The organism is Agromyces sp. Marseille-P2726 (genome assembly GCF_902809835.1).
GTDB lineage: Bacteria > Actinomycetota > Actinomycetes > Actinomycetales > Microbacteriaceae > Agromyces.
Genome location: NZ_CADDWM010000014.1, coordinates 562,134 through 588,493 on the forward strand (window position 1 = coordinate 562,134; position 26,360 = coordinate 588,493).

Sequence of the window (26,360 nt, forward strand, 5' to 3'; positions counted from 1 at the left end):
CTGCGTCGCCCGAGAAGCGGCGGCGGAGGCCGGTGGCCGCTACGGTGCGAGGTCGGAGTACTCGGGCAGCCGGCTGTCGAGCACGGGAACCTGGACCTCGACGCCCTCGACGTCGCCGTACTGGAAGTAGACGGGAAGCAGGCTGCCCGGGGCGGCATCGATTCCCTCGAGCAGCACGGGCTCGAGCACGTCGATGCCCTCGACGTCATCGACACCGAACGCCACCGTCGTGCCCGCCTCGATGTCGACGGTCTGCGCCTCGCGGCCTCCGTACTCGACGGAGAGCTCGATGTCGTCGTCGCCGCTGTTCACGGCGGTCATGATGAGGTTGCCGTCGTCGCCGTCGTCGCTGATCACGAGCACGTTGCGGAGGTCGAGGTCGCCGAGGTTCGCCGAGACGCCGTCGCTGGGGTCGTACCGCTCGGTCGTGGCCTGGTAGGTGAGCATCGAGCAACCGCTCGCACCGAGTGCGAGACCCATGGCCAGAGCAGCGGATGCCGCGATACGCGCCTTCACAGAACCTCCAAATGCGAGCCGACGAGCGCGAACGAGCGGCTCGCGCGAAGGGAATCGATCCGAGTGTAGCCTACGGCAGCCCCCTCCCCGTGGAGGGGTGGCGAACCTTAGCACGATCCCGAATGTGATATCCTGAGAGTTGCCGAAAGGACTTTCATTCATGCTTTTTGAGGTTGGCGAAACCGTCGTTTACCCCCACCACGGAGCCGCAACGATCACCGAAGTGAAGAAACGAATCATCAAGGGTGAAGAGAAGCTCTACCTCAAGCTGAACGTCACGCAGGGCGACCTGGTCATCGAGGTGCCCGCAGAGAACGTCGACCTCGTCGGCGTCCGCGACGTGATCGGCAAAGAGGGCCTCGACAAGGTCTTCGAGGTGCTGCGCGCCCCGTTCACCGAGGAGCCCACGAACTGGTCGAGGCGCTACAAGGCGAACCTCGAGAAGCTCGCCTCCGGTGACGTGATCAAGGTGTCCGAGGTCGTGCGCGACCTCTGGCGACGCGACCAAGACCGCGGCCTCTCTGCCGGTGAGAAGCGCATGCTCGCGAAGGCACGGCAGATCCTCATCTCCGAACTCGCGCTCGCCGAGAAGACCGACGAAGAGCAGGCGTCGACCGTGCTCGACGAGGTGCTCGCCTCGTAACCGCCGCGGCGATCGACCCGCAGTACGCTCGACGCATGAGCGTGTCAACGGTCGCCGTCATCGTCGTCGCAGCGGGCGAGGGTACGCGACTCGGCCACTCGGAGCCCAAGGCATTCGTCCCGCTCGGCGATGACACCATCCTCGGCGTCGCGCTCGATGCCGTGCTCGGCATGCGCGAGACGCCGCTCGTCGTGCTCGTCGTCCCCGCCGAGCGGGTCGATGAGACGCGGGCTCGATACGGGCCCGTCGTCGCCGCGGCATCCGCATCGCTCGACGTCGTCGCCGGTGGTGCGCACCGCCAGGGGTCCGTGGCGGCGGGCCTGAAGGTGCTGCCGCGGCAGATCGACACGGTGCTCGTGCACGATGCCGCCCGCCCGCTCACCCCGGCCATCGTGTTCGACGAGGTCGTCGCGGCCGTTCATGCCCGCCGGCACGGCGTCGTCCCGGCGCTCGACGTCGTCGACACCATCAAGCGCGTGGGTCCGAACGGTCGGGTGCTCGAGACCGTCGACCGGTCCGAGCTCGCCGCGGTGCAGACTCCGCAGGGGTTCCCCAGGCACGCACTCGACGCCGCGTACGCCGCCGCGACGACCGAGTTCACGGATGATGCGGCGCTCGTGGCATCCGCGGGTCTGCTGGTCGACGTGGTGCCCGGCGACGCACGCGCGTTCAAGATCACGCTCCCAGCCGACCTGCGGCGGGCGGAGTCGATCGTGTCCCGGCGGCCCGAGGGTGCCGATCGCGGCAGGCCGGTGCCGCGGATCGGCACCGGCATCGACGTGCACGCGTTCGCCGACGACCCGGCCACGCCACTCTGGCTCGCCGGCCTGCACTGGCCGGATGAGCGCGGCCTCTCGGGCCACAGCGACGGCGATGCCGCGAGCCACGCGATCTGCGACGCGCTGCTGGCTGCTGCCGGCCTCGGCGATCTGGGGGCGGTCTTCGGCACCGGGGACCCGCGGTTCGAGGGCGCGCACGGCGAGGTCTTCCTCGCCGAGACGTTGCGGCTCGTGCGCGAAGCCGGGTTCGCGGTCGGCAACGTGACGGTGCAGCTCATCGGCAACCGGCCGAGGCTGGGGCCGCGGCGTGCCGAGTCGCAGGCGTTCCTGTCGCGCATCCTCGGCGCCCCCGTCAGCGTCGCGGCGACCACGTCCGACACGCTGGGGTTCACGGGTCGCGGCGAGGGCGTCACGGCGATCGCCACCGCGCTGGTCATGCCCCGTTAGCTCGCGCGTCACGGTGGGGCCCCGCCGGTAGGCTTGGCGGGTGACCGTGCGACTCTACGACTCGAAGGCCCAGGCCCTGCGAGACTTCGTGCCCCTCCGTGAGGGGCACCTCGGCATGTACGTCTGCGGCCCGACCGTCCAGTCGAGCCCGCACATCGGACATCTCCGCAGTGCGCTCGCCTACGACATCCTCCGGCGCTGGTTCTCATACCGCGGCTACGACGTCACGTTCGTGCGCAACGTCACCGACATCGACGACAAGATCCTCGCGGCATCCGCCGAGGAGGGCGGCGAGGCGACCGAACCGTGGTGGGCGCTCGCCTACCGCGTGGAACTCGAGTTCACCGCCGCCTACGCCTCGCTCGGCATCCTCCCGCCGACGTACGAGCCGCGCGCCACGGCGAGCGTGCAGCAGATGCAGGCGATCATCGACCGGCTCATCGAGCGGGGCCACGCGTACCCGGCGCCCGATGGCTCGGGCGATGTGTACTTCGACACCGCGAGCTGGCCGGCATACGGCGAGCTCACCCGCCAATCCCGCGACAACATGGAGGCCGCCGCCGACGCCGACCCTCGGGGAAAGCGGGATCCGCGCGACTTCGCGCTATGGAAGGGCCGCAAGCCCGAGGAGCCCGCTTCGGCGTCGTGGCCGTCACCGTGGGGCGACGGCAGGCCGGGGTGGCACATCGAGTGCTCGGCCATGGCGATCCGGTACCTGGGCGCCGAGTTCGACATCCACGGCGGTGGGCTCGACCTGCGCTTCCCGCACCACGAGAACGAGCTCGCCCAGTCGACGGCTGCCGGTGACCCGTACGCGCGCTACTGGGTGCACAACGGGCTCGTGAACGTCGGCGGCCAGAAGATGTCGAAGTCGCTCGGCAATTCCGTGTACGCGGGCGAACTCCTCGAACTCGCCTCGCCGCTCGCGGTGCGGTACCTGCTCGGCGCAGCGCACTACCGCTCGACGCTCGACTACTCGCCGACCTCGCTCTCCGAGGCCGAGGCCGCCGTCGACCGCGTCCGTTCGTTCCTCGCACGGGTGGAACGCCGGTTGGCGGGCACGCGCTATGCCGGAGTGGGCAGTCCCGTCATCCCCGACGCGTTCGCCGACGCCATGGACGACGATCTCGGGGTTCCGCAGGCGCTGGCCGTGCTGCACGACACCGTGCGTGCGGGCAACCAGGCCCTCGACGACGAGGAGCTGCACGACGCGGCCGCACTGCACGGCCAGGTGGTCGCGATGGTCGAGGTGCTCGGCATCGACCCGCGCGACCCGCATTGGACTCCCGATGCCGCACCGGCGGCATCCGCCCTCGAGATCCTGGTCACCCGGCTCATCGACGATCGTCAGGCCGCTCGCGCGGCGAAGGACTTCGCGGCCGCCGACCGCATTCGCGCAGAGCTCGCATCGGCGGGAATCACCATCGAAGACAGCCAGACCGGCACGCATTGGAGCTTCGGATCATGAAGGGCAGCGGCAAGCAACGTCCCGGCGCGGTGCGCAAGGGCGGCAAGGGCGCGCAGGTCGGCACCGGCGGCCACGGGCGCAAGGCGCTCGAAGGAAAGGGCCCGACGCCCAAGGCCGAAGACCGGGCTTGGCATCCTGCGGGCAAGCGCAAGGCCGCCGACGAGCGGTACCGCGCGGCAGGGGGCAAGGGCAAGCCGGGCGGCAAGGTCGCCGGACAGGGATCGCGTGCGGGGGCGCCCCGCGGCGCCTCGGGCGCATCCCGCAGGGCGAAGTCGGGCGACGAGTCCGAGATCGTGACCGGGCGCAACTCAGTGGTGGAGGCGCTTCGCGCCCGCATCCCCGCGACGACGCTCTACGTGGCGGCCCGCGTCGAGATGGACGACCGGGTGAAGGAGGCGACGAAGATCGCCACGAACCGCGGCATTCCGATCCTCGAGGTGATGCGCCCCGAACTCGACCGCCTCGCCGGCGAGGGCGGCGTGCACCAGGGCCTGGCCCTCAAGGTGCCGCCGTACGAATATGCGCACCCGATCGAGGTGCTCGACGACGTGCTCGCCCGCGACGAGACGCCGCTGTTCGTCGCCCTCGACGGAATCACGGACTCGCGGAACCTGGGTGCGATCCTCAGGTCGACTGGCGCCTTCGGCGGCCAGGCCGTGATCGTGCCGCAGCGCCGCTCGGTCGGCGTGAACTCGGCCGCGTGGAAGACGTCGGCGGGCGCCGCCGCGCGGGTCCCCGTGGCCATGGCATCGAACCTCACCCAGACCCTGAAGGCGCTGAAGGAGCGCGGCATCTTCGTGCTGGGCCTCGACGGCGGCGGCGACGTCTCGTTGCCGGGTCTGACATGGGCCGATCGTCCGATCGTCATCGTGGTCGGCAGCGAGGGCAAGGGGCTCTCGCGACTCGTGGCCGAGACGTGCGACGCCATCGTGTCGATTCCCATCGAGTCCTCGACCGAGTCGCTGAACGCCGGGATCGCGGCATCCGTGGCCCTGTACGAGATCTCCAAGCTCCGTTCCGGCCAGGAGCGCGCTGCCCGGGCCGACTAGCCTCGGGCGACCCACTGCCGGGCCGGCCGTGCGCTGTCAAGGGCCTCGATCGCGCCCGGCGGGCCACGTAACGTGGGCCCGCATGAGCGATGGCATGGACCAGCTGAGGAACGACCCGTCGACGGCGGAGGGCGCGCCCGCTCACGTCGTCGATCCGCCACCCGACTCCGAGGACGAGCGGGAACTCATCTCGAAGCTCGTGACGGGAGCGGACGCGGCCCTCTTGACGAGCCGCGGCGCCGACGGCACGCTGCACGCCCGCCCGCTCGCGGTGCTGCAGAAGGACTTCGACGGCGTGGTGCGCTTCCTGGTGCAGCACCCCAGCGAGAAGACGCTCGAGATCGAGGCCGACCCGATGGTGAACGTGTCGTTCGCGTCACGTCAGGGCTACCTGTCGATCGCCGGCCGTGCTTCCGTCGTCCGGGATGATGCGCTGATCGACGACCTCTGGGGTCCGACCGCCGAGGCGTGGTTCCCCCAGGGGCGAGAGGATCCGCGCATCGCGGTCCTCGAGGTCGCCGGTGACGGCGCCGAGTACTGGGCCAGGACGGAGCCCGGCGTGTTCGCACTCGTCAAGGCGGCTGCCGCGATCGTGACCCGCCGCCAGCCCGACATCGGCGAGAACCGCAGCGTCGCGCTCTGACCTGCACGGCACGCCCGTCAGACGTTCGCCCGCCAGTCGTTCTCATCGTCGGGGTCGACGACCGCGACCGCCGAGGTGTCTGGCGGCACCACGTCGATCGACGCGGTCAGCGAACCGGAGTCGGGAGCGATCATGGCCTCATCGCGCCGATGCCGCAGCACGGTGTTGACGTACGAGCTCACGGCCTCGGCCAGCGGGATGTCGCGTGCCGCCTGCTGCGCCATGAACCAGCGGTGCTCGAGCAACTCGTGGAACACCTCGGCCGGCTCCAGCTTGCCGCGCAGCTCGGTGGGGATGGCGCGGACCACCGGTTCGAACACGCGCATGAGCCACTCGTGCGCCACCATCTCCTCGTCGAGGCCGGTCTTGCCGTAGGCCGCCCGATAGGAGTCCAGGTCGTTCAGCAGGCGCCGTGCCTGGTTCTCTCCCGTGTCGAGGCCCGTGAGCCGGATCAGCCGCCGCTGGTGGTGGCCCGCATCGACCACCTTCGGCTGGATGCGGACGGTCGTGCCCGAGTCATCCGTCTTGATCGTGAGCTCCTCGATGTCGAACCCGAGGTCGTTCAAGCGATTGACGCGCTCGTTGATGCGCCACCGCTCGGCGCTCGAGAACGACTCGACGCCGGTGAGCTCGTTCCAGAGGCTGCGGTACGCCTCGACGATGCCGTCGGAGATGCGGACGGGGTCGAGTTCGTCGGTCACGCGTCCGCCGGCCTCGAGGTCGAGCAGCTCACCGGCGATGTTCACCCGGGCGATCTCGAGGTCGTGCTCACGCTGCCCGTCGGAGAGCCCGCCCTCGTACAACTTGCCGGTCTCCGCGTCGACGAGGTATGCCGCGAACGCGCCGGCGTCGCGGCGGAAGAGCGTGTTCGACAGCGACACGTCGCCCCAGAAGAAGCCGACGATGTGCAGACGCACGAGCAGGACCGCCAGCGCGTCGACGAGGCGGGTGGCGGTGTCGGGTCGCAGCGTCTGGGAGAACAGTGCCCGGTACGGCAGCGAGAACCGCAGGTGCCTCGTGACCAGCACCGGTTTGAGGTCTTCTCCGTCGGCGTCCGCACGGTTGGTGATCACGGCGACCGGCTCGACGCTGGGGATCTCGAGGCGCTGCAGCATGCGCAGCATGTCGTACTCGCCCTTCGCCATCTCGGCGGTGGTCTCCTTGACGGCCACGACGTGGCCGCCCAGGTGGGCGAACCGGACGAGGTGTCGCGAGATGCCCTTCGGCAATGCCGCGATCGTGTCACTCGGCCAGGACGCGAGTGGGAGGTCCCAGGGCAGGTCGAGCAGGGCCGGATCGGCCATGGCCGACGTGATGGAAAGTGAGCCGCTCATCGTCGTTCAGCGTAACCCTGCGCGTCGGCGCGGCAGGCGCCACCGCCGACGAGCGCGGCGATGCCGGCCGGGCCCCGGACCCGACCGGCATCACACGACACGTCACTCAGCTGACGACGGCCTTGTTGCCGAGGCGCTCGCCCGTGTCCGCGTCGAAGAGGTGCACGTGGTTCGGCGTGGCCGTGAGGTACACCTTCTCGCCGGCGTTCGGGTGCGAGCGGCCGTCGACCCGCGCGACGATGTCGGTGCGCTTGCCCTCGACGACGGAGTGGCCGTAGAGGTAGCCGTCGGCGCCGAGCTCCTCGACGAGGTCGACATCGACCGCGAGGCCCTCGCCCTCGTGGGGGGAGACCGTGATGTCCTCGGGCCGCACGCCGATGGTCGCCACCCGGGCCGACGACTCAGCGAGCGTTTCGCGGTCGACCGGAACGGTGGCCGTGCCGAACTTCACGCCGTCCTCGACGAGGTCGGCGTGGAACAGGTTCATCGCCGGCGAGCCGATGAAGCCCGCGACGAACACGTTCTGCGGCTTCTCGTAGAGGTCGCGCGGCGTGCCGACCTGCTGCAGGACACCGTCCTTCAGCACCGCGATGCGGTCGCCCATGGTGAGCGCTTCGGTCTGGTCATGGGTCACGTACACGGTGGTGACGCCGAGGCGACGCTGCAGCGACGCGATCTGCGTGCGCGTCTGCACGCGGAGCTTCGCGTCGAGGTTCGACAGCGGCTCGTCCATGAGGAACACCTGCGGCTGGCGCACGATCGCGCGACCCATGGCGACGCGCTGGCGCTGCCCGCCCGAGAGCGCCTTCGGCTTGCGGCTGAGGTACGGCTCGAGGTCGAGCAGCTTCGCGGCCTCGAGCACGCGTGCGGCCCGCTCCTCCTTGTTGACGCCCGCGATCTTGAGCGCGAAGCCCATGTTCTCGGCGACGGTCATATGCGGGTAGAGCGCGTAGTTCTGGAAGACCATGGCGATGTCGCGGTCTTTCGGCGGCACGTCGGTGACGTTGCGGTCGCCGATGAAGATGTTGCCCTCGTTCACCTCTTCGAGACCGGCGAGCATGCGAAGCGACGTCGACTTGCCGCAGCCCGAGGGGCCGACGAGGACGAGGAACTCGCCGTCTGCGATGTCGAGGTCGAGCTTGTCGACCGCGGGGCGGGTGGCACCCGGATAGAGGCGGGAGGCCTTGTCGAACGTGGCGGTTGCCATGGTTCTGTCGTCTCCTTCACCGGCAGGTACGTGCCGGACGATCCGTCGTGAATGGATGAGCGGCGTCGCCCTCGACGCCACGCTCAGTATCGCATGCGCCCGCCGGCGCTCGGACCACACGGCCGGATGCTCCGGCGGCGGCGTGTACGTCGGACGTACGACCTGTACATCCCACGTGCGGCGCGCGTGCGGCATCCGTTTGGGTGATTCCCAGTCATGATTCCTACTATCGTGAGTGCGTTCGTGTGCATACGCGCGCGCCCACACAGCGACCCGGAGTGACCCTCGATGACCTACGGCGGATCCAATCAGCCACGCCCGACCCGCAACGAACGCAGGGAGGCGGCAAGGGAGAAGGCCCGAATCCTCCGCGAGGAGCAGCGCAAGCGCGAGCGACGGAACAAGTTCCTCATCCAGGGCGGCATCATCGTCGTCGTGCTCGCGATCGCGGCGCTCATCGGCACGCTGATCTTCCAGAGCGTTCGTCCGGCCGGTCCCGGGCCGAGCAACATGGCGAGCGACGGCATCCTCCTCACCGCCGGCGACGACGGCATCGTGGCCGTGGAGACGCCCGCGGTGCCTGCCGGAGGCAGCCCGACGCCGACCGAACCCGACGACAGCGGAACGGTGGCGAACATCGTCGTCTACGTCGACTACCTGTGCCCCTTCTGCGGGCAGTTCGAGGCGACCAACTCCGACTCCATCCGCACGATGGTGGAGGAGGGCGCGGCGACGCTCGAGGTGCACCCGATCGCGATCCTGACGAACAAGTCCAACGGCACGCAGTACTCGCTGCGGGCCGCGAACGCGGCCGCGTGCGTGGCCGATTCGTCGCCCGACTCGTTCTTCGACTTCAACGCGCTCCTGTTCGAGAACCAGCCGCAGGAGGGTACGGCTGGTCTCACGAACGACGAGATCAAGGCCCTCGCAGAGCAGGCCGGTGCGAGCGACCTCTCGACGATCGAGCAGTGCATCGACGACAAGCAGTTCCACTCGTGGGTGCAGGAGGCCACGAATCGCGCGCTGAGCGGTCCGGTGCCGAACTCCGATCTGCCGGCGATCACCGGCACTCCGACCGTGCTCGTCAACGGGCAGCAGTTCACCGGCAACCTCCAGGACCCGGCCGAGTTCCAGTCCTTCGTGGTGCAGGCGACGAGCGCGACGTTCAACGATTCCGAGGCGACCCCGACCCCGACCCCCACCCCGACGCCGGCGCCGCAGTAGGTCGCGCGGGCTTCGACGGCGTCCGCGACAGCGCAGGAGGCCCGGGCCGACGCCCGGGCCTTCGTGCTGTCGGTAGGATGTCGGAGAGGCATCCGCCCTCGCCGGCTTGGCGCAATTGGTAGCGCACCGCTCTTGTAAAGCGGTGGTTGCGGGTTCGAGTCCCGCAGCCGGCTCTTCGATCGATCAGGCCTCGGGGGTGAACTCCAGCGAGATGGAGTTCATGCAGTACCGGTCGCCGGTCGGCGTGCCGAAGCCGTCGGGGAAGACATGCCCCAGGTGCGAGCCGCAGTTCGCGCAGCGCACCTCGGTGCGCACCATGCCGAGCGATGTGTCCTCGAGCAGCTCCACGGCTTCGGGTCGCACCGACTCGTAGAAGCTCGGCCAGCCGCAGCCCGAATCGAACTTCGTGCCGCTCTTGAAGAGCTCGGCTCCGCACGCCGCGCACGTGTAGACGCCGGCGCGCTCCTCGTCGAGCAGCTCGCCGGTCCACGGGCGTTCCGTCGCCGCTTCTCGCAGCACGGCGTACCGCTCGACGCCGAGTTCGGCGCGCCACTGCTCGTCGCTCTTCGTGACGCGATACTCCATTGGCGTTCCCTCCGATCGGCCGTATGGTCCGATGTTCATCCTCGCAGGTCCAGCTGAATGAGACGACACGTGACGGATGCCGCGACTGCGGGGTCCCTCCGGTACACGCCGCCGCCGCTCGACGGACGCGCATGCACCTGTCCCTAGGATGTGCTGCAGGCGGCGACGACCAGCGTGACGGGAGGCGGCATGGGCGCAGAGCGACTTCCCTCACCGGGCGATCGCGACGCGCCGCTCGACGAGCGGGCCGTACGGGTCCTCGCCTTCGAGGCGCGGGCGTGGCAGCACCCCGGCGTGAAGGCCGAGGCGATTCGGGAGGAGTTCGGCATCTCCGCCGCCCGGTACTATCGGATCCTCGGTGACCTCATCGACTCGCCTGCGGCGCTCCGGCACGACCCCATGCTGGTCAAGCGACTGCAGCGCATGCGGGAGGCGCGCGCGGCGACGCGGCGGCGCCGCTCGCTCTCGATCGGCCGTGCGCTGGACTGAACGCGGCCCCGACCCGACGACTGGATTCCATGGCGCAGAAGTTCCCTCGCGATCGTTTCGACTCCATCCCGCATGGCATCGAGCGAGTGGGTGCGCACCGTGCCCCGGCCCGCCGTGGCGCCGGTTGGATCGCCTTCGGGTGGGCCGCCCTGGCGACGATCGTGCTCATCGCGGTCGGCATCGGCGGTGTCATGCTCCTCAACGATCGACTGGACTTCGCCGAACCCACCACCCCGACGCCGTCCGAGACGGCGGTCGCGACCGCGCCCCCGACGATCGCTCCCGATATCCCGGTCACCGTGCTCAATGGAACGACCACGACCGGCCTCGCGGCCAGCACCGGCGAGATGCTGACGGCGAACGGCATCCCCGTCGGCACGACCGCGAACGCGAGTGCAGACGACGTCACGGAGACCGTCGTGTACTACGCGACGCCAGACCTCGAGGGGGCAGCGCGGGGCGTCGCCCAGGTCCTGCCCGTGGCGGACGTGCGGCTGTCCGAGGAGTTCGCCGAGATCGGCACCCCGCTCGTGCTGGTGCTCGGATCCGACTACGCCGAGGCCACGGGCGGCTGATCGCGTCGAATCGTTGCCATTCCGCGACATTCGTCCGCGCGTGACCTCTTGTGCCGATTCCCCACGTCGTTAGGATCTGGAGGTGGTCGCTCTCTCCCGTGTGAACGGTCGGGTACCCGCATCGGTGCCCTGTCAGCACGATACGAGGGGCCCGGTACAGGCGACAGGCACGTGCTGAACGACACACGGCAACATGGGAGCAAACGAATGGCGAACGGGACCGTCAAGTGGTTCAACGCTGAAAAGGGTTATGGGTTCATCACCGTCGATGGCGGAGGCCAGGACGTCTTCGTCCACTACTCCGCGATCGACATGGCGGGATACAAGGTGCTCGAAGAAGGCCAGCAGGTCGTCTTCGAGGTCGGCGCGGGCGCCAAGGGCCCGCAGGCCGAGGCCGTTCGGCCCGCCTAGGCAGCAATTCGGGAACGCGTCGCCGGCTCGCCGGCGGCGCGTTCGTGCGTCACCCAGCCGTTCGCCGATGGGGTGAGCCTGCGGCATCCCGCTCACTTGCACTCGTGACGGTCGAGTGCCAGAATCGTATTAGCACTCACGCGTTTTGAGTGCTAATTCAACGATACTTTGAAGACGTCCGGGAAAGGACGAGAGAAACACATGGCAAAGATCATTGCTTTCGATGAGGAGGCCCGCCGCGGTCTCGAGCGCGGTCTCAACACGCTCGCCGACGCGGTGAAGGTGACGCTTGGCCCGCGCGGGCGCAACGTCGTGCTCGAGAAGAAGTGGGGCGCGCCCACGATCACGAACGACGGTGTGTCGATCGCCAAGGAGATCGAGCTCGACGACCCGTACGAGAAGATCGGTGCCGAGCTCGTCAAGGAGGTCGCGAAGAAGACCGACGACGTCGCGGGTGACGGCACCACCACGTCCGTCGTGCTCGCCCAGGCGCTCGTGCGCGAGGGCCTCCGCAACGTCGCCGCCGGTGCCGACCCCATCTCGCTGAAGCGCGGTATCGAGAAGGCCGTCGAGGCCGTCTCGGCTGAGCTGCTGACCGCCGCCAAGGAGATCGAGACCAAGGAGGAGATCGCCGCGACCGCATCGATCTCCGCCGCCGACGAGCAGATCGGCGCGATCATCGCCGAGGCGATCGACAAGGTCGGCAAGGAAGGCGTCGTCACGGTCGAGGAGTCGAACACCTTCGGCACCGAGCTCGAGCTCACCGAGGGCATGCGCTTCGACAAGGGCTACCTGTCGGCCTACTTCGTGACCGACCCCGAGCGTCAGGAGGCGGTCTTCGAAGACCCGTACATCCTGATCGTCAACAGCAAGGTCTCGAACATCAAGGACCTGCTGCCCATCGTCGACAAGGTGATCCAGACTGGAAAGCAGCTGCTCATCATCGCCGAAGACGTCGACGGCGAGGCGCTCGCGACGCTGATCGTGAACAAGATCCGCGGCATCTTCAAGTCGGTCGCCGTCAAGGCTCCCGGCTTCGGCGACCGCCGCAAGGCCCAGCTGCAGGACATCGCGATCCTCACGGGCGGCCAGGTCATCTCCGAGGAGGTCGGTCTCAAGCTCGAGAACGTCACCCTCGACCTGCTCGGCCAGGCTCGCAAGGTCGTCATCACCAAGGACGAGACGACCATCGTCGAGGGTGCGGGCGACCCCGAGCAGATCGCCGGTCGCGTCGCGCAGATCCGTGCCGAGATCGAGAACACCGACTCCGACTACGACCGCGAGAAGCTCCAGGAGCGCCTCGCCAAGCTCGCCGGCGGCGTGGCCGTCATCAAGGCGGGTGCGGCCACCGAGGTCGAGCTCAAGGAGCGCAAGCACCGCATCGAGGACGCGGTCCGCAACGCGAAGGCCGCCGTCGAGGAGGGTATCGTCGCCGGTGGTGGCGTGGCCCTGATCCAGGCCGGCCAGAAGGCGTTCGGCAACCTCTCGCTCGAGGGCGACGAGGCGACCGGTGCCAACATCGTGAAGGTCGCCATCGAGGCTCCGCTCAAGCAGATCGCCCTCAACGCGGGTCTCGAGCCGGGCGTCGTCGCGGCCAAGGTCGCCGACCTGCCCGCCAGCCACGGCCTCAACGCCGCGACCGGCGAGTACGGCGACCTCGTCGCCCAGGGCATCATCGACCCCGCCAAGGTGACGCGTTCGGCGCTGCAGAACGCCGCGTCGATCGCCGGCCTCTTCCTCACCACCGAGGCCGTCGTCGCCGACAAGCCCGAGAAGAACCCGGCTCCGGCCGGCGCCGACATGGGCGGTGGCATGGACTTCTAGTCCGCACACGACACGCGCGAAGGGCGTCCCCGCAATGGGGGCGCCCTTCGCCGTTTCCGCCCTGGGGGCGTTCGTTGCCGAGAAATCAGGACCGACGGCGCCGAATCGTCCTGATCCGATGCCGTCGGCCTGATTCCGGCTCGAGCATGGCGCCGCGGAATCCCAGAGCGCCTACCGCAGGAACAGCCGTGCGTTGGCCTGCTCGGCCTCGGCGTACTGCGTCGCGGCGATCCCGAGCGCACGGCTCAGGCCGGCGAGGCTCTGCTCGACGTGCAGCTGCGTCGTGCGCCAGTCTGCGACCGCCCCCTGGAACGCGGTCGCCGCCTGCCCCGACCACGACGACTGCAGGCCGGTGAGCTGGCCGAGGAGCGAGGACACCTCGGATTGGATGCGCCCGATCGTGCCCTGCACCGACTGAGTGGCGGCGGACACCTGGGCGGCGTCGACGTGGTAGGTGGTCATGCGGGTTCCCTCCTCGGATCGTGGAGTCCCCACGTTAGGAGTGGGCCGGCGCTTCCCCGGCACGGGATCACCGACGCTTGGCCGGCATCCTCCGACGGTGGGCTGGGGAGGAGCGGTCAGGCGCCGGCGACCGGCTGCGGTGCGGCCGAGGAGCCGGCCAGCGGCAGCGAGACGCGAACGGTGGCGCCACCGCCGGGCGTCTCGACCACGTCGACGGTGCCGTTGTGCGCCGCGACGATCGACGACACGATCGCGAGGCCGAGGCCCGACCCGCCGGTCTCGCGGGTGCGGGAGGTGTCGGCGCGCCAGAAGCGCTGGAAGATCTTCTCGCGGATCTGCGGCGCGATTCCCTCACCGTGGTCGATCACCTCGATCATCGCGCGCTCGGCGACGTCGTCGATCGAGACGCGGATCTCGATGGGGCTGCCCTCGGAGGTGAATCGAATGGCGTTCGCCATCAGGTTGGTGATCACCTGCCGGATCTTGTTCTCTTCGGCGAGCACGACGGCGCGCCGCACGGGCGCCGTCACCGTCGCTCGGGTGGCCGGGACGTCGCCGACCGGCTCGCTCGCGACCGGTTCCGACGACACCTCGGCCGCCGCGACCCGCGTCTTCGTCGCTTTGGCCGTCTGTGCCCGTTTCGATCCGGATGCCGCGCCGCGCTGATTCGCGCCGCGTCGCCCGCCGCCCGACACCGCCGCCTCCCCACGCGGCCGGCGTCCGCGCATCCGCGCGAGCGTGGCACCGGCGAACGACATCGCGCCCGTCAGGGGACGCTCGGGTTCGAGTTCGACCTCCAGTTCGACGGGCGCCGTGATCGCGGCCTCCGCATCTCCGAGGTCTTCAGGGGCGATCACGGTGACGGTACGGCCCGGGTGCGCAGCGCGAGCGTCGAGTGCCGCGTCGCGGGCGAGCGGAACGAGGTCGACCTCGGTGAGTTCCAACGGCTTCGCCTCGTCGAGTCGGGCGAGCGCGAGCAGGTCCTCCACGAGGCCGCCCATGCGGATGGCCTCCTTCTCGATGCGTTCCATCGCCTGCGCGACCTCGTCGGGCGTCTGCAGGGCACCCATGCGATACAGCTCGGCGTAGCCGCGCACCGAGACGAGCGGCGTGCGCAACTCGTGGGAGGCGTCGCCGACGAAGCGGCGCATCTGCTCGATCGTGCGCGCGCGGTCGCGGAACGCCCGATCGATCCGGTTGAGCATCGTGTTGAGCGAGCGGTTGAGGCGGCCGACCTCGGTGTTCGGCGTGGCGCCGCCGAGGCGCTGCCCGAAGTCGCCGTCGGCGATGGCGGCCGCAGTTCGCTCCACCTCGCGCAGCGGGGTGAACGTGCTGGTCACGAGCATGCGCGTGAGCAGCGCACCGACGAGAACGACGCCGAGGCCGAACCCGAGGAAGATCGTGAGGTAGACCGCGAGCAGCCGCTCGGTGTCCTTCGACGAGATCGCGATGATGATCGGTGCGTAGTTGCCCTGCTGGTCGGCCTGGATGAGGGCGCTGACCGCACGGAACGAGGCCTGGCCGCTCCGGTCGTCGAGCGGATAGACGGTGTACCCGCCGTTGCTCGGCGCATTCGTCCACATCACGTCGTCGAGCGTCACCCTCTGCGGCACGATCGGGACGGAATCGCGGTCGCGCCCGACCCAGTTGTGCCCGGTCAGGCGTCCGGTCGCCCGATCGTAGACGGCGACGAACACCTCGTCGGACGAGGCGAAGCCGAGGTCGCCGAGGTCGGTCTTCGCGTCGGGCTCATGACCGTCGTCCTCGAAGTACTTCGTGAGATCTCCACCGGCGATGGTGTCGAGCTTCGACGCCATCTGGTCCTCGACGTACGATCGCAGCATCGCGGCCGTGCCGATGCCCGAGACGAGCAGGCCGAGGGTCAGCATCAGTACCGTCACACCCGTGATCTTGGTGCGCAGCGAGATGCGGTTCCACCGCTCGGAGATCGTCTGATGCATCGCGAGCCGAGTCTAGGCGGCGCTGCCTGAGTCAGGGCTTGGAGGACTTCAGCATGTACCCGAATCCTCGCTTGGTCTGGATCAGCGGCTCGGTCGAGTGCTGGTCGAGCTTTCGTCGCAGGTACGAGATGTAACTCTCGACGATGCCGGCGTCGCCGTTGAAGTCGTACTCCCAGACGTGGTCGAGGATCTGCGCCTTCGACAGCACCCGATTGGGGTTCAGCATGAGGTAGCGGAGCAGCTTGAACTCGGTGGGGGAGAGTTCGACCGGCACCTCACCCACGAGCACCTCATGGGTGTCCTGGTCCATGGTGAGCTCGCCGGTACGGATGACGGCGTCCTCCTCGGCGTGCATCGTGCGACGCAGGATCGCCTTGATGCGCGCGACGATCTCGTCGAGGCTGAACGGCTTGGTGACGTAGTCATCGCCGCCCACCGTGAGGCCGGTGATCTTGTCCTCCGTGTCGTCCTTCGCGGTGAGGAACAGGATGGGCGCGGTGTACCCGGCCGACCGGAGGCGCTTGGTCACACCGAATCCGTTCATGTCGGGCAGCATCACGTCGAGGATGATGAGGTCGGGCTCCTCTTCGAGCACGGCCGAGATGGTCTGGGCGCCGTTGCCGACGGCGCGTACGGCGAACCCCGCGAAGCGAAGGCTCGTCGTGAGGAGATCGCGAATGTTGGGCTCGTCGTCGACGATGAGAATGCGGGGTCCGTCACTCATGGGCCAAGTATCTGCGCGTTCGCTGGAACCCGCCTGTGAATACGTCGGCCTGTCGATGGGCGACGGCTCAGTGCGAGCGGTGCGCCGCCCGTGCCCCGAGCGAGGACGGATGCCGCGAGCCCGTCAGTCGCTCGAGATCCGGATGCAGCATCCGCCCGCTCCGGGGTCGAGGTCGACCCGGCATGCCTCGCCCGACCCACGCGCCGCACCCCGGACGAGCTCGACGTTCAGCTCGCAGACGAGGGACGGATGCTCCGCCGCGAGCCGATGGAACGGGCAGTTGCCCATGATCACGTCGGTGCCGTCGGCCCGCGGCTCGTACCCCTGGACCTCGAGCGCCCTTGCAAGGCTCGGCGACTCGCGGCCGAGGCGCTCACCGGTCTGCCCCGCCACCCGGCGAACCGCCTCACGAGCGGGTTCGCCGGTCTCGTGCGACTCCTCGATCGCGGTGGCGAGCACCTCGCCCGCCAGACGGTACTGCCGGTCGGGCACCGAGACGGCGAACTCGTCGTCGGCGCGGCGATAGAGCTTCGCGGGTCGTCCGGCACCGGGGCCGGTGCGTCCGCTCAGGCGTCGCGACTCCGTGACGAGCAGTCCGTCGGTGGCGAGGCGCTCGAGGTGGAAGGCGGCGGTGCTGCGCGACAGGTCGCACTCGGCGGCGACGGCATCGCGGCTCATCGGCTCCGTGCCGCGGGCCACGACGTCGTACACCCGGCGCCGCACGGGGTCTCCGAGGGCGAGCAGACGGGACAGCGTGGCCTGCTGCGGGCCGCCCGCCGAGTCAGGCGGACGGACTTCCTCGACTTCGTCCATGAGTTCAGTGTACTTCTAAAATCAAGATTCCTTGACATAAGAACGAGTGCGATCTAGCCTCAGGACTAAGGAACACGGAGGACCGCTCATGACCATGGCAGAGCACGTCGTGAAACCGACCGGTGCCGCCCTGCACGCCATCGGCGGGAGCGACGGCATCGTGCTCGAACGCGTCGAGGCGGCGGTCGCCGAGCTGCTCGGGGCCCTCGGTCGAGACGTCACCGCGCCCCATCTGTCCGACACCCCACGCCGCGTCGCCGAGAGCTTCATCGAGATGCTTACGCCAGGCGAGTTCTCACTCACGACGTTCCCCGACGAGTGCGAATCCGACGGCCTGGTGCTCGTCAGCGACATCCCGTTCCACTCCTTGTGCGCCCACCACCTGCTGCCGTTCCGCGGGGTGGCCCACATCGGGTACCTGCCCGGCGACCGCATCGTCGGCCTGTCCAAGCTGGCCCGAGCGCTCGACTACTTCGCGCGCGACCTGCAGGTGCAGGAGCGGCTGACCACCCAGGTCGCCGACTGGCTCGACGATCGGCTGGCGCCGCGGGGCGTCGGCGTGGTGCTGGAGGCCGAGCATCTGTGCATGTCGCTGCGCGGTGTCCGGGCATCGGGGTCCCGAACGGTGACCACCGCCCTGCGCGGTGAGCTTCGCGACGACCCCGAGGCGCGTCGCGAGTTCTTGGATCGCACCGGCGTCACCGGTGCGGGTGCTTCCCGACGGGGAGCCTGACAACGAAGGAGGAGCCGTGGGTGCCGCAGAGCAGGGGCGCGACGAGCGCGTGGTGATCATCGGGGGAGGCCTGGCGGGCGCGAAGGCCGCCGAGCATCTTCGCGAGGCCGGGTTCACCGGCTCGGTGCGCATCGTGGCCGGCGAGGCGCACAGTCCCTACATCCGGCCGCCCCTCTCGAAGGAGTACCTCAACCGAAGCGCCGGCCGCGAGAGCGTCTTCGTGCACGAGCCGCGCTGGTACGACGAGCACGGCATCGTCGTGTCCCAAGGCGTCCGCGCCACCACCATCGATCCGGCGGCGCACACGGCCGAACTCGATTCCGGCGAAACCGTCCACTGGGATCGATTGCTGCTCGCAACCGGCGCGAGTTCGCGACGCCTCCGCATCCCGGGTGCGGATGCCGAGGGCGTCCTCTACCTGCGCACGCTGGAGGACAGCGAGCGCCTGCACGACCAGATCGCCGACGGCACCAAGCGGGTCGTCATCGTCGGCTCCGGCTGGATCGGACTCGAGGTCGCCGCCGCAGCACGTGGGTATGGCAACGAGGTGACGGTGCTGGGCCTCGAGCAGGTGCCGCTCGAGACGGTGCTCGGTGCGCAGCTGGGCGACGTGTTCGGCGCGGCCCACCGCGAACGGGGCGTTCGGTTCCGACTGCCGGCCGGGGTCTCCTCCTTCGAGGTGCGCGACGGGCGCGTGACCGGCGTCGTGAGCGAGGATGAGACGCTCCCCGCCGACGTCGTCGTCGTGGGCATCGGCGCCGCACCGAACACCGCGTTGGCCGAGGCAGCCGGGCTCGAGATCGACAACGGCATCGTGACGGATGCCTCGCTGCGCACGAGCGTCGCAGACATCTACGCCGCGGGCGACGTCGCCAACGCGTTCCACCCGGTGCTCGGGCGCCACCTTCGCAACGAGCACTGGGCCAATGCGCTGAACGGCGGACGCGTCGCCGGACGCGTGCTCGCGGGCCAGGACGCGGTCTTCGACGACGTTCCCTACTTCTACACCGACCAGTACGACATCGGCATGGAGTACGCCGGGTACCCGCCACTCACGGCCGACGCGCGGGTCGTCGTGCGCGGCGACCTCTCGACGCGCGAGTTCATCGCGTTCTGGCAGGCCGACGACGGGCGCGTCGTCGCGGGCATGAATGTGAACATCTGGGACGTGAGCGACGACATCCAGGCGCTGATCCGCTCGGAGCGCCCCGTCGACCCGCAGCGGCTCGCCGACCCCGAGGTGCCGATCACGGAGCTGGCCGACGCAGCGGATCCGGCGCGTACGACGTGACGGTGCTCGGCGCCGCTGCGGCATCCGTCACGTCCGTGACCGGGCACGATAGGAGGATGGAAGCAGCCCGGTCGATGGTGCGCGTGATCGGCGGCCGCCGGTTCGACTTCGCTCGCGAGGTCGCCGTGATGGCGATCGTGAATCGCACGCCCGACTCGTTCTACGACCGTGGCGCGACGTTCGGGCTCGATGCCGCGGTGGCCACGGCCAGGGCGGCGGTCGCCGACGGTGCCGACATGGTCGACGTCGGCGGAGTGAAGTTCGCTCCCGGACCGGCGCTCGCCGTCGACGACGAGATCGATCGAGTGGTGCCGGTCGTGCGCGCACTCCGCGGTGCCGAGACGGTGATCTCGGTCGACACCTTCCAGCCCGCCGTGGCCCGGGCCGCGATCCGCGCGGGTGCCCACGTCATCAACGACACCACCGCGTTGCACGACCCCGACCTGGCGCGCGTGGTCGCCGACAGCGATGCGACGATCGTCATCGCGCACTCGCTCGCGAAGCCCCGCACGCCGTTGCCGTCTCCGTCGTATGACGCCGACGTCGTGAGGGAGGTCGTCGACCTCCTGCGGCGCCGGGTCGACCAGGCCATCGAGCTCGGCGTGCCGAGCGAGCGCATCATCGTGGACCCCGGCCACGACCTCAACAAGAACACCGTCCACTCGCTCGAGCTCACCCGTCGACTGGGGGAGGTCATCGAGCTCGGATTCCCCACCCTCGTCGCCCTGTCGAACAAGGACTTCATCGGCGAGAGCCTCGGGCGAGGGCGCGACGAGCGCGTCGAGGGGTCGATCGCGGCCGCCGTGTACTGCGTCACCAAGGGGGCGCGCCTCGTGCGCGTGCACAACGTTCGCGAAACGGTCGACGCGATGCGCATGGTCGCCGCGATCGAGGGATGGCGCCGACCGGTCTTCCTGGAGCACAACCGATGATCTCCGTCAGCCGCGACGAGCTCCTCGCGGCGTACGATCTCGGCGACCGGGCGACGCCCCGCGTCCGCATGAACTTCGTGATGAGCCTCGACGGCGCGGTGACGATCGATGGTCGCAGCGGCGGACTCGGCGACGAGAACGACCGGCTCGCCATGCAGGTGCTGCGCACGCTCGCGGACGTCGTGCTCGTCGGTGCCGGAACGGTGCGCGTCGAGGGCTACGGCGGCGTTCGCGTCGGTGAAGCGGATGCCGCGTGGCGCGAGTCGAACGGCATGGCCGCCCAGCCCCGCATCGCCGTGGTGTCATCGCGGCTCGACCTCGCCCCGTCGCATCCGTTCTTCACCGAGGCCCTGGAGCCGCCGATCCTGATCACCCACGGCACTGCGCCCGCCGACCGGGTCGAGGCCCTCGCCGAGGTCGCCGACGTGCGGATCTGCGGCGACGACGAGGTCGACCCGGCGGCGATGGTCGACGCGCTCGCGGCCGCGGGCCTGCCACAGGTGCTCTGCGAGGGCGGCCCGCACCTGTTCGGGTCGCTCATCGAGGCCGACGTCGTCGACGAGCTGTGTCTCAGCCTCAGCCCCGTGCTCGTGGCCGGTGACGCGGGGCGCATCGCACGAGGCGCCCCCGAGGCGGCCCACCGCATGCGCCTCGTGCACGCGATCCCCGCCGGCGACCTGCTGCTGTTGCGCTACGCCAGGGACCGGTAGGCGAGGACCCGACCTGTCGCCCGCACCTCGACGCGGGCGCCCGCCGGCAGCAGGCCCGCCGCGGTCACCCGAGCCTGCAGGCGCAGGTCGCCCGAGACCAGTTCGAGCATCGCGTCGTGCCCGGTGTAGTCGACGTCGGCGACGATCGCCTCGAGTCCGGTGCCGGGGCGACGTCGATCCCCGTCGCGGTCAGCGGCGCCGCGGTCGGCGGCGTCGCGGTCGAGCGGCGTCACGGCGAGCTCCTCCGGTCGGATGAGCACCTGCACGGATGCCCCGTCGACGGCGGCCTCGGCGGCCGAGGCGGTGGCCCCGTCATCGGGTACCCAGTCAGCGGGAAGTCGGCCCAGGGCGCAGGCGACCTCGCCGGCGTGCCACGTGCCCGGGAGGAACACTGCGTCGCCGACGAACCCGGCGACCCACGCGGTCGACGGCCGCTGATACACCTGCTCGGGCGTGTCGAGCTGCAGCACCCGGCCGTCTCGCATGACCGCCACACGGTCGGCGATTGAGAGCGCCTCGGCCTGATCATGCGTGACCAGGATGCCGGTGACGCCGGCTTCCCGGAGGAGCTCGCGCACCGAGCCGCGCAGCTCGGCGCGCAGGATCGGGTCGAGCGCTCCGAACGGCTCGTCGAGGAGCACCACGTCGGGCGAGGAGGCGAGGGCGCGTGCCAGCGCCACGCGCTGCGCCTGGCCGCCCGAGAGCTGCGCGGGGAGCCGATCGCCGAACGCGGAGAGGCCGATGAGGTCGAGGAGGCGGCCCACCTCCGCCGCCTTCGCCGCCCGCCGGGCGTTCCTCGCCGACCCCCGCGCCGAGGGGAGGCCGAATGCGATGTTCTCGGCGACCGAGAGGTGGGGGAACAGCGCCGCGTCCTGGGGCACCCAGCCGATGCGGCGCTTCTCGGGCGCGAGGTGGATCCCGTGCGTGGTCACCATGCGCTGCCCGATGCGGACCTCGCCGTGGCGGGCGCGAACGAGGCCGGCGATCGTGCGCAGCAGGGTCGTCTTCCCACATCCGCTCGGCCCGACGATCGCGAGCAGCGCGCCGTCGGGCACCTCGAGGTCGACGGCGTGCAGCACGTCCTCCGCGTCCTCGTAGCCGACGGTGAGCGCGTGCACCTCGAGCCGGCTCACGTGGCGACCCGGTCGAGTTCGCCGGCGCGAGGCCGGGAGAGGAGGAACGCCGGAACCGCGGCGACGAGGATGAGCGCGATCGCGTACGGTGCCGCGGCCCCGTAGGCCGACACGTCGGTTCGCGACCACAGTTCGGTGGCCAGGGTGTCGGTGCCGGTCGGCCGCAGCAGGAGGGTCGCGGGCAGTTCCTTCATCGCCGTGACCGTCACGAGCAGCGCCGCCGCCGCGATGCCGGGCCGGGCGAGCCGGGCGGTCACGAGCCACCAGGTGCGCAGGCGACTGTTGCCGAGCGTGAGCGAGACGTCCTCGAGCGAGGTCGCCACCTGCGTGGTCGCGCTGCGGATGCCGCCGATGGCCTTCGGCATGAACAGCACGCCGTACGCGAAGGCCAGCACGAGCGCTGTCTGGTAGAGGGCCGGTACCGCCGAGAGCGAGAAGTACACCAGCGAGAGTCCGACGACGATACCGGGCAACCCGAGCGCGAGGTAGCCGATCGTCTCGATCGAGCGCGAGGCGGGCCCGCGATGCCGTGCCGCGAGCACTCCGATCGGCAGCGCCAACACGATCGCGACGACGGCCCCGCCCGCCGACAGCACGACGGTGTTGAGCACGGCCGACCCGAGTTCGGGCAGCTCGAACGCGCGAAGCGTCTCGGCGTCGAGGAGGCGCGTGACGAGCACGGCGACCGGGACGCCGACGGCCAGCATCGGCGGCGCCGCGAGCAGGACGACGGCGGGTGCGGCCCAGGCGCCGAGCGCGTGCCGTCGCCGACGCGCCGGTCCGGCGACCGCGCCGAACTGGCGCGCGGCCCGACCCCGTGCGAGGCGCTCGACCGCGACGACCGCGACGGCGAGCAGCACGAGCACGGTTGCAAGGATGGCCGCGTAGTCGCGGTTGAAGCTCGCGCCGTACGCCTGCTGGATCGCGGTGGTCAGCACCTGGTAGCGGAACAGTGCCACGCCCCCGAAGTCGCTCAGCGTGTAGAGGCAGACGAGCAGCGCGCCGGCCAGCACGGCGGGCCGGATCTGCGGCCAGGTCCCGAGGCGGAACGCCGACAGCGGTCCGCGGCCGAGGGTGCGCGCGACATCGTCGAGCCCGGTGGTGCTGCTGCGCAGCGCCGCGGCGACCGAGAGCGTGACATACGGGACTGCGACGATGGTGAGGACGAACCAGGCCGCCCAGAATCCTCGCATCCAGGGCATCGCGGCCAACCAGCCGTACGCGGCCAGGTACGACGGCACCGCGAGCGGCATCGCCGCCAGCACGGTCCAGACCCCGAGCGCCCTGATCTTCGTGCGCGCGAGCACGTAGGCGCTCGGCACGCCGATCACGATGGTCGAGATGGTGACGGATGCCGCGAGCAGCACGGTGTTGGCGAGGAGCAGGGGGACTCGCGGCCGCGAGAGCACGGCGACGACCTCGTCGAGACCCGCCGCGCCCACGCGCACCAGCAGGTAGGCGAGGGGGATCGCCGCGAGCGCGCACGCGACGATGGCCGCGGCGAGCAGGAGGCGCGGCGGGCGCGTTCGGCTCGTCGGGGACATCCTTCTCAGCTTAGGTGTGCTTGCACAGGCGCCCGCCTACACGAGACCTGCGTCGGCGAGCAGCTGCTGGGTCTGCTCGAGCGATTCGAGGTCGCTGAGGTCGAGCTCGGGATTGACGAGGCTCTCGAGCGACGGCAGGCCCCCGGGAGCGTCGATGCCCGGCAGGAGCGGGTACTCGAACGTCTCCTCCACGAAGTAGCGCTGGGCCTTCTCGGAGACGAGGTACTCGACGAACGCGAGCGCGTCGGGGTCGCCTTCCGCTCCGGCGAGGATCGCGGCCCCGGTGACGTTCACGATGCCGCCGGCGTCGCCCGGCAGGAAGGCCAGCTGGGCGCGCATGGCGTCCTCGCCGAGCTCGGCGGCCCGCTCGTACCAGTAATAGTGATTGATGAGGCCGAGGTCGAGCTGGCCGGAGTTCACGAGGTCGAGCGTCGCACCGTTCGACTCGGTGAGCACGGGCGAGTTGGCGGCGATGCCCTGCACCCATTCGGCCGCGGCATCCTCGCCCTCGAGCACCCGCAGCGCAGTGACGAAGGATTGGAAGCTCGCGTTTCCGGGCGCGAAGCCCACTCGACCGCTCCACTCGGGCTCGACGAGGACGTCGACGGTCTCGGGCACGTCGCCCTCCTCGAGCTTCTCGCCGTCGTACGCGATGACGCGGGCGCGGCCCGTGACGCCGATCCAGCTGTCGTCCTCCGAGGTGAAGCCGGCGGGGATCAGGTCGGCGAGTTCCGTCGGGATCGGTGCGGTCAGCCCGGCGGCCGCGAGGGAGCCGAGGGCACCGGCATCCTGCGACAGGAAGACCTGGGCCGGCGTGCGGTCGCCCTCCTCGAGGAGCAGGGCGTTCAGCTCGGGGCTCGACGCGTATCGCGCCTCGACCTCGATGCCCGTGTCCTCGGTGAACTGCTCGATGAGCGGAGCGATGAGCTCCTCGTTGCGGCCGGCGTAGAGCGTGAGCTGGCCGTCGCTCTCGACGGCGGCCGTTTCGGCGTCGGCTGCCGCGTCGTTCCCGCCCCCCGTCGTCGCGCAGGCGGCGAGGGTCAGGGCGGCGGCGAGGCCGGCGCTGAGGGCGAGGGCACGACGGTGTGAGCGCATGGCGGGGTGTCTCCGAACTCAGGGAAGGGATGCCGCCGCGATCGGTGGCTTAGGTAAGCCTAACCTCATGATCGGAGATGCCCAACTCGATGACGGAATGGGACCCGCGCTGGCGTCAGGCCGCCTCGAGCGAGTGCGAGTCGAGGATGGTGTAGCTGTACCCCTGCTCCGCGAGGAAGCGCTGGCGATTCTGGGCGAAGTCCTGGTCGACGGTGTCACGGGCCACGAGCGTGTAGAAGTTCGCCGACAGCCCCGACTCCTTGGGACGAAGCAGCCGGCCCAGGCGCTGCGCCTCCTCCTGCCGGGAGCCGAACGAGCCCGACACCTGGATGGCGACCGTCGCTTCGGGAAGGTCGACCGAGAAGTTCGCGACCTTCGAGACCACGAGAACGGGTGTCGTGCCGTCGCGGAACTCCTGGTAGAGCCGCTCGCGCTCGTCGATCGGCGTGGCGCCCGTGAGCTGGGGCGCGCCGAGCTCGTCGGCGAGCTCTTCGATCTGGTCGAGGTACTGCCCGATCACGAGGATGCGTTCTCCGGCGTGCTTGGCCACGAGCTCTTTCACGACGCCGAGCTTCGCGGGGGCGGTCGCGGCGAGCCGGTAGCGTTCGTCGTCGGCGGATGCCGCGTACGTCAGCCGCTCCGACTGGGGAAGGTCGATGCGCACCTCGTAGCAGGCGGCCGGGGAGATGAAGCCCTGCGCCTCGATCTCCTTCCACGGTGCGTCGAACCGCTTCGGCCCGATGAGCGAGAAGACGTCGCCCTCGCGGCCGTCCTCGCGCACGAGCGTGGCGGTGAGGCCGAGTCGACGGCGCGCCTGCAGCTCGGCGGTGAGCTTGAACACGGGAGCGGGCAGCAGGTGCACCTCGTCGTAGACGACGAGGCCCCAGTCGAGCGCGTCCAGCAGCGCGAGGTGCGCGTACTCGCCCTTCCGCTTCGCCGTGAGGATCTGGTAGGTAGCGATGGTGACGGGCTTCACCTCCTTCACCTGCCCGGAGTACTCGCCGATCTCCTCGGCCGTGAGGCTCGTACGCTTCAGGAGCTCGTCGCGCCACTGGCGCGCGGACACCGTGTTGGTCACGAGGATGAGGGTCGTGGTCTTCGCCGTCGCCATCGCCCCGGCTCCGACCAGCGTCTTGCCCGCGCCGCAGGGCAGCACGACCACGCCAGAGCCGCCGTCGAAGAAGTTGTCGACCGCCTTCTGCTGGTAGTCGCGAAGGTGCCAGCCGTTCTGCTCGAGCTCCATCGGATGCGGCGTCCCGGGCGTGTAGCCGGCCAGGTCTTCGGCGGGCCAGCCGAGCTTCACGAGTTCCTGCTTCAGCTGCCCTCGCGCCCACGGCGCGACCAGGTAGCTCTCGCTGTCGATGCGCTCGGTCAGCAGGGGCGCGATGCGCTTGGCGGACGCCACCTCGGTGAGCACGGGAGCGTCGGACGAGTGCAGGCGCAGGTCGCCGTCAGCCGTGCGATCCACGACCAACCGCCCGTAGCGGGCGACCGTCTCGCGCATGTCGACGGCGACGGTCTGCGGCACGGGGAACTTCGCGTACTTCTCGAGCGTGTTCAGCATGTCGTCGGCGTCGTGCCCGGCCGCCCTGGCGTTCCAGAGCCCGAGCCGCGTGATGCGATACGTGTGCACGTGCTCGGGTGCGCGTTCGAGTTCGGCGAACACCGACAGGTCGTGCCGAGCGTCCTCGGCCAGCGGGTGCGCGACTTCGAGAAGCACCGTTCGGTCGCTCTGCACGATGAGGGGGCCGTCTGACATAGCCTTCGA

The 26,360-nt window shown here is 70.0% G+C and carries 26 protein-coding genes and 1 tRNA gene; 15 read left to right on the forward strand and 12 right to left on the reverse strand.

Annotation, left to right across the window (positions count from 1 at the left end; genetic code table 11):
* Nucleotides 1-39 precede the first annotated feature (39 nt).
* Nucleotides 40-516: a hypothetical protein gene (locus HUS56_RS12205; RefSeq protein WP_173923676.1), complete on the reverse strand. Its 477-nt coding sequence runs from the start codon at nucleotides 514-516 to the stop codon at nucleotides 40-42.
* Between the two features lie 160 nt (nucleotides 517-676).
* On the opposite strand from HUS56_RS12205, the gene HUS56_RS12210 reads away from it, so the two are divergent.
* From HUS56_RS12210 to HUS56_RS12230, 5 genes are all read left to right on the forward strand, one after another.
* A complete protein-coding gene (locus HUS56_RS12210) occupies nucleotides 677-1,159 on the forward strand; it encodes a CarD family transcriptional regulator (RefSeq protein WP_056734541.1) in 483 nt (160 codons plus the stop codon).
* Nucleotides 1,160-1,194: 35 nt separating this feature from the next.
* Nucleotides 1,195-2,385, forward strand: a complete 1,191-nt coding sequence (gene ispD / locus HUS56_RS12215; protein WP_173923677.1) for a 2-C-methyl-D-erythritol 4-phosphate cytidylyltransferase — start codon at nucleotides 1,195-1,197, stop codon at nucleotides 2,383-2,385.
* A gap of 40 nt (nucleotides 2,386-2,425) precedes the next feature.
* Nucleotides 2,426-3,853 (forward strand): cysteine--tRNA ligase, encoded by a 1,428-nt coding sequence (gene cysS, locus HUS56_RS12220; protein ID WP_173923678.1) that lies wholly within the window; start codon nucleotides 2,426-2,428, stop codon nucleotides 3,851-3,853.
* Nucleotides 3,850-4,902, forward strand: coding sequence for a 23S rRNA (guanosine(2251)-2'-O)-methyltransferase RlmB (gene rlmB / locus HUS56_RS12225; RefSeq protein ID WP_173923679.1), 1,053 nt, complete (start codon nucleotides 3,850-3,852; stop codon nucleotides 4,900-4,902). Before cysS ends, rlmB begins: the two co-directional genes overlap by 4 nt.
* 94 nt (nucleotides 4,903-4,996) lie before the next feature.
* Nucleotides 4,997-5,545, forward strand: a complete 549-nt coding sequence (locus HUS56_RS12230) for a pyridoxamine 5'-phosphate oxidase family protein (protein ID WP_173923680.1) — start codon at nucleotides 4,997-4,999, stop codon at nucleotides 5,543-5,545.
* A 17-nt stretch (nucleotides 5,546-5,562) separates the two neighbouring features.
* Here HUS56_RS12230 and HUS56_RS12235 read toward each other — a convergent pair whose 3' ends face one another.
* On the reverse strand, nucleotides 5,563-6,879 hold the full coding sequence (locus tag HUS56_RS12235) for a DUF4032 domain-containing protein (RefSeq protein ID WP_173923681.1): 1,317 nt from the start codon (nucleotides 6,877-6,879) through the stop codon (nucleotides 5,563-5,565).
* 106 nt (nucleotides 6,880-6,985) lie between these two features.
* Nucleotides 6,986-8,086, reverse strand: a complete 1,101-nt coding sequence (locus tag HUS56_RS12240) for an ABC transporter ATP-binding protein (RefSeq protein WP_173923682.1) — start codon at nucleotides 8,084-8,086, stop codon at nucleotides 6,986-6,988.
* Between the two features lie 288 nt (nucleotides 8,087-8,374).
* Between HUS56_RS12240 and HUS56_RS12245 the strand changes: the two genes are divergently transcribed.
* Together HUS56_RS12245 and HUS56_RS12250 are read left to right on the forward strand one after the other, a co-directional pair.
* Nucleotides 8,375-9,310, forward strand: coding sequence for a thioredoxin domain-containing protein (locus tag HUS56_RS12245; protein WP_173923683.1), 936 nt, complete (start codon nucleotides 8,375-8,377; stop codon nucleotides 9,308-9,310).
* A gap of 100 nt (nucleotides 9,311-9,410) precedes the next feature.
* Nucleotides 9,411-9,483, forward strand: a tRNA-Thr gene (locus tag HUS56_RS12250).
* A 10-nt stretch (nucleotides 9,484-9,493) separates the two neighbouring features.
* On the opposite strand, the gene msrB is transcribed toward HUS56_RS12250, so the two are convergent.
* Nucleotides 9,494-9,895, reverse strand: coding sequence for a peptide-methionine (R)-S-oxide reductase MsrB (gene msrB / locus HUS56_RS12255; RefSeq protein WP_173923684.1), 402 nt, complete (start codon nucleotides 9,893-9,895; stop codon nucleotides 9,494-9,496).
* Between the two features lie 189 nt (nucleotides 9,896-10,084).
* Here msrB and HUS56_RS12260 point away from each other — a divergent pair, with 189 nt between their 5' ends.
* The 4 genes from HUS56_RS12260 (at nucleotide 10,085) to groL (ending at nucleotide 13,194) form a co-directional block, all read left to right on the forward strand.
* Nucleotides 10,085-10,384 carry a DUF3263 domain-containing protein gene (locus HUS56_RS12260; protein WP_173923685.1) on the forward strand — a complete coding sequence of 100 codons (300 nt, stop codon included), beginning with the start codon at nucleotides 10,085-10,087 and terminating at the stop codon, nucleotides 10,382-10,384.
* A 29-nt stretch (nucleotides 10,385-10,413) separates the two neighbouring features.
* Nucleotides 10,414-10,959, forward strand: a complete 546-nt coding sequence (locus HUS56_RS12265; RefSeq protein ID WP_173923686.1) for a LytR C-terminal domain-containing protein — start codon at nucleotides 10,414-10,416, stop codon at nucleotides 10,957-10,959.
* A gap of 207 nt (nucleotides 10,960-11,166) precedes the next feature.
* The gene (locus tag HUS56_RS12270) at nucleotides 11,167-11,370 is read left to right on the forward strand and encodes a cold-shock protein (protein WP_173923687.1); all 204 of its coding nucleotides are present in this window, start codon (nucleotides 11,167-11,169) and stop codon (nucleotides 11,368-11,370) included.
* 201 nt (nucleotides 11,371-11,571) lie between these two features.
* Complete coding sequence (groL, locus tag HUS56_RS12275; RefSeq protein ID WP_173923688.1) at nucleotides 11,572-13,194, forward strand: chaperonin GroEL; 1,623 nt, start codon at nucleotides 11,572-11,574, stop codon at nucleotides 13,192-13,194.
* Nucleotides 13,195-13,365: 171 nt separating this feature from the next.
* On the opposite strand, the gene HUS56_RS12280 is transcribed toward groL, so the two are convergent.
* From HUS56_RS12280 to HUS56_RS12295, 4 genes are all read right to left on the reverse strand, one after another.
* Nucleotides 13,366-13,656, reverse strand: a complete 291-nt coding sequence (locus tag HUS56_RS12280; RefSeq protein ID WP_173923689.1) for a WXG100 family type VII secretion target — start codon at nucleotides 13,654-13,656, stop codon at nucleotides 13,366-13,368.
* A gap of 116 nt (nucleotides 13,657-13,772) precedes the next feature.
* The gene (locus HUS56_RS12285; RefSeq protein ID WP_173923690.1) at nucleotides 13,773-15,617 is read right to left on the reverse strand and encodes a cell wall metabolism sensor histidine kinase WalK; all 1,845 of its coding nucleotides are present in this window, start codon (nucleotides 15,615-15,617) and stop codon (nucleotides 13,773-13,775) included.
* A 31-nt stretch (nucleotides 15,618-15,648) separates the two neighbouring features.
* Nucleotides 15,649-16,341: a response regulator transcription factor gene (locus tag HUS56_RS12290; protein ID WP_173923691.1), complete on the reverse strand. Its 693-nt coding sequence runs from the start codon at nucleotides 16,339-16,341 to the stop codon at nucleotides 15,649-15,651.
* Between the two features lie 123 nt (nucleotides 16,342-16,464).
* A complete protein-coding gene (locus HUS56_RS12295; RefSeq protein WP_173923692.1) occupies nucleotides 16,465-17,154 on the reverse strand; it encodes a metalloregulator ArsR/SmtB family transcription factor in 690 nt (229 codons plus the stop codon).
* 88 nt (nucleotides 17,155-17,242) lie between these two features.
* On the opposite strand from HUS56_RS12295, the gene folE reads away from it, so the two are divergent.
* Genes folE through HUS56_RS12315 form a run of 4 tightly spaced genes read left to right on the forward strand, consistent with a single transcriptional unit; the run spans nucleotide 17,243 to nucleotide 20,820 of the window.
* Entirely contained in the window at nucleotides 17,243-17,887 is a 645-nt protein-coding gene (gene folE / locus HUS56_RS12300; protein WP_173923693.1) for a GTP cyclohydrolase I, read from the forward strand.
* A gap of 16 nt (nucleotides 17,888-17,903) precedes the next feature.
* A complete protein-coding gene (locus HUS56_RS12305; RefSeq protein WP_254431423.1) occupies nucleotides 17,904-19,178 on the forward strand; it encodes an NAD(P)/FAD-dependent oxidoreductase in 1,275 nt (424 codons plus the stop codon).
* A gap of 56 nt (nucleotides 19,179-19,234) precedes the next feature.
* The gene (gene folP / locus HUS56_RS12310) at nucleotides 19,235-20,110 is read left to right on the forward strand and encodes a dihydropteroate synthase (RefSeq protein ID WP_173923694.1); all 876 of its coding nucleotides are present in this window, start codon (nucleotides 19,235-19,237) and stop codon (nucleotides 20,108-20,110) included.
* Nucleotides 20,107-20,820: a pyrimidine reductase family protein gene (locus HUS56_RS12315; RefSeq protein WP_173923695.1), complete on the forward strand. Its 714-nt coding sequence runs from the start codon at nucleotides 20,107-20,109 to the stop codon at nucleotides 20,818-20,820. Before folP ends, HUS56_RS12315 begins: the two co-directional genes overlap by 4 nt.
* Here the strand turns inward: HUS56_RS12315 and HUS56_RS12320 are convergent.
* From HUS56_RS12320 to HUS56_RS12335, 4 genes are all read right to left on the reverse strand, one after another.
* Nucleotides 20,802-21,953: an ABC transporter ATP-binding protein gene (locus HUS56_RS12320; RefSeq protein ID WP_173923696.1), complete on the reverse strand. Its 1,152-nt coding sequence runs from the start codon at nucleotides 21,951-21,953 to the stop codon at nucleotides 20,802-20,804. The genes HUS56_RS12315 and HUS56_RS12320 overlap by 19 nt on opposite strands.
* Complete coding sequence (locus HUS56_RS12325) at nucleotides 21,950-23,497, reverse strand: iron ABC transporter permease (RefSeq protein ID WP_173923697.1); 1,548 nt, start codon at nucleotides 23,495-23,497, stop codon at nucleotides 21,950-21,952. Before HUS56_RS12325 ends, HUS56_RS12320 begins: the two co-directional genes overlap by 4 nt.
* A 36-nt stretch (nucleotides 23,498-23,533) precedes the next feature.
* Complete coding sequence (locus HUS56_RS12330) at nucleotides 23,534-24,592, reverse strand: extracellular solute-binding protein (protein WP_173923698.1); 1,059 nt, start codon at nucleotides 24,590-24,592, stop codon at nucleotides 23,534-23,536.
* Between the two features lie 115 nt (nucleotides 24,593-24,707).
* Nucleotides 24,708-26,351, reverse strand: a complete 1,644-nt coding sequence (locus tag HUS56_RS12335; protein ID WP_173923699.1) for a DNA repair helicase XPB — start codon at nucleotides 26,349-26,351, stop codon at nucleotides 24,708-24,710.
* Nucleotides 26,352-26,360 lie beyond the last annotated feature (9 nt).

Coding starts and splice junctions, on each gene's coding strand:
- HUS56_RS12265 (WP_173923686.1), top strand. CDS start 10,414: ATGGCGCAGAAGTTCCCTCGCGATCGTTTCGACTCCATCCCGCATGGC.
- HUS56_RS12230 (WP_173923680.1), top strand. CDS start 4,997: ATGGACCAGCTGAGGAACGACCCGTCGACGGCGGAGGGCGCGCCCGCT.
- folE (WP_173923693.1), top strand. CDS start 17,243: ATGACCATGGCAGAGCACGTCGTGAAACCGACCGGTGCCGCCCTGCAC.
- HUS56_RS12285 (WP_173923690.1), bottom strand. CDS start 15,617: ATGCATCAGACGATCTCCGAGCGGTGGAACCGCATCTCGCTGCGCACC.
- groL (WP_173923688.1), top strand. CDS start 11,572: ATGGCAAAGATCATTGCTTTCGATGAGGAGGCCCGCCGCGGTCTCGAG.
- HUS56_RS12270 (WP_173923687.1), top strand. CDS start 11,167: ATGGCGAACGGGACCGTCAAGTGGTTCAACGCTGAAAAGGGTTATGGG.
- HUS56_RS12330 (WP_173923698.1), bottom strand. CDS start 24,592: ATGCGCTCACACCGTCGTGCCCTCGCCCTCAGCGCCGGCCTCGCCGCC.
- HUS56_RS12290 (WP_173923691.1), bottom strand. CDS start 16,341: ATGAGTGACGGACCCCGCATTCTCATCGTCGACGACGAGCCCAACATT.
- HUS56_RS12260 (WP_173923685.1), top strand. CDS start 10,085: ATGGGCGCAGAGCGACTTCCCTCACCGGGCGATCGCGACGCGCCGCTC.
- HUS56_RS12280 (WP_173923689.1), bottom strand. CDS start 13,656: ATGACCACCTACCACGTCGACGCCGCCCAGGTGTCCGCCGCCACTCAG.
- HUS56_RS12335 (WP_173923699.1), bottom strand. CDS start 26,351: ATGTCAGACGGCCCCCTCATCGTGCAGAGCGACCGAACGGTGCTTCTC.
- folP (WP_173923694.1), top strand. CDS start 19,235: ATGGAAGCAGCCCGGTCGATGGTGCGCGTGATCGGCGGCCGCCGGTTC.
- HUS56_RS12315 (WP_173923695.1), top strand. CDS start 20,107: ATGATCTCCGTCAGCCGCGACGAGCTCCTCGCGGCGTACGATCTCGGC.
- HUS56_RS12235 (WP_173923681.1), bottom strand. CDS start 6,879: ATGAGCGGCTCACTTTCCATCACGTCGGCCATGGCCGATCCGGCCCTG.
- msrB (WP_173923684.1), bottom strand. CDS start 9,895: ATGGAGTATCGCGTCACGAAGAGCGACGAGCAGTGGCGCGCCGAACTC.
- HUS56_RS12295 (WP_173923692.1), bottom strand. CDS start 17,154: ATGGACGAAGTCGAGGAAGTCCGTCCGCCTGACTCGGCGGGCGGCCCG.
- HUS56_RS12240 (WP_173923682.1), bottom strand. CDS start 8,086: ATGGCAACCGCCACGTTCGACAAGGCCTCCCGCCTCTATCCGGGTGCC.
- HUS56_RS12210 (WP_056734541.1), top strand. CDS start 677: ATGCTTTTTGAGGTTGGCGAAACCGTCGTTTACCCCCACCACGGAGCC.
- ispD (WP_173923677.1), top strand. CDS start 1,195: ATGAGCGTGTCAACGGTCGCCGTCATCGTCGTCGCAGCGGGCGAGGGT.
- rlmB (WP_173923679.1), top strand. CDS start 3,850: ATGAAGGGCAGCGGCAAGCAACGTCCCGGCGCGGTGCGCAAGGGCGGC.
- HUS56_RS12245 (WP_173923683.1), top strand. CDS start 8,375: ATGACCTACGGCGGATCCAATCAGCCACGCCCGACCCGCAACGAACGC.
- HUS56_RS12325 (WP_173923697.1), bottom strand. CDS start 23,497: ATGTCCCCGACGAGCCGAACGCGCCCGCCGCGCCTCCTGCTCGCCGCG.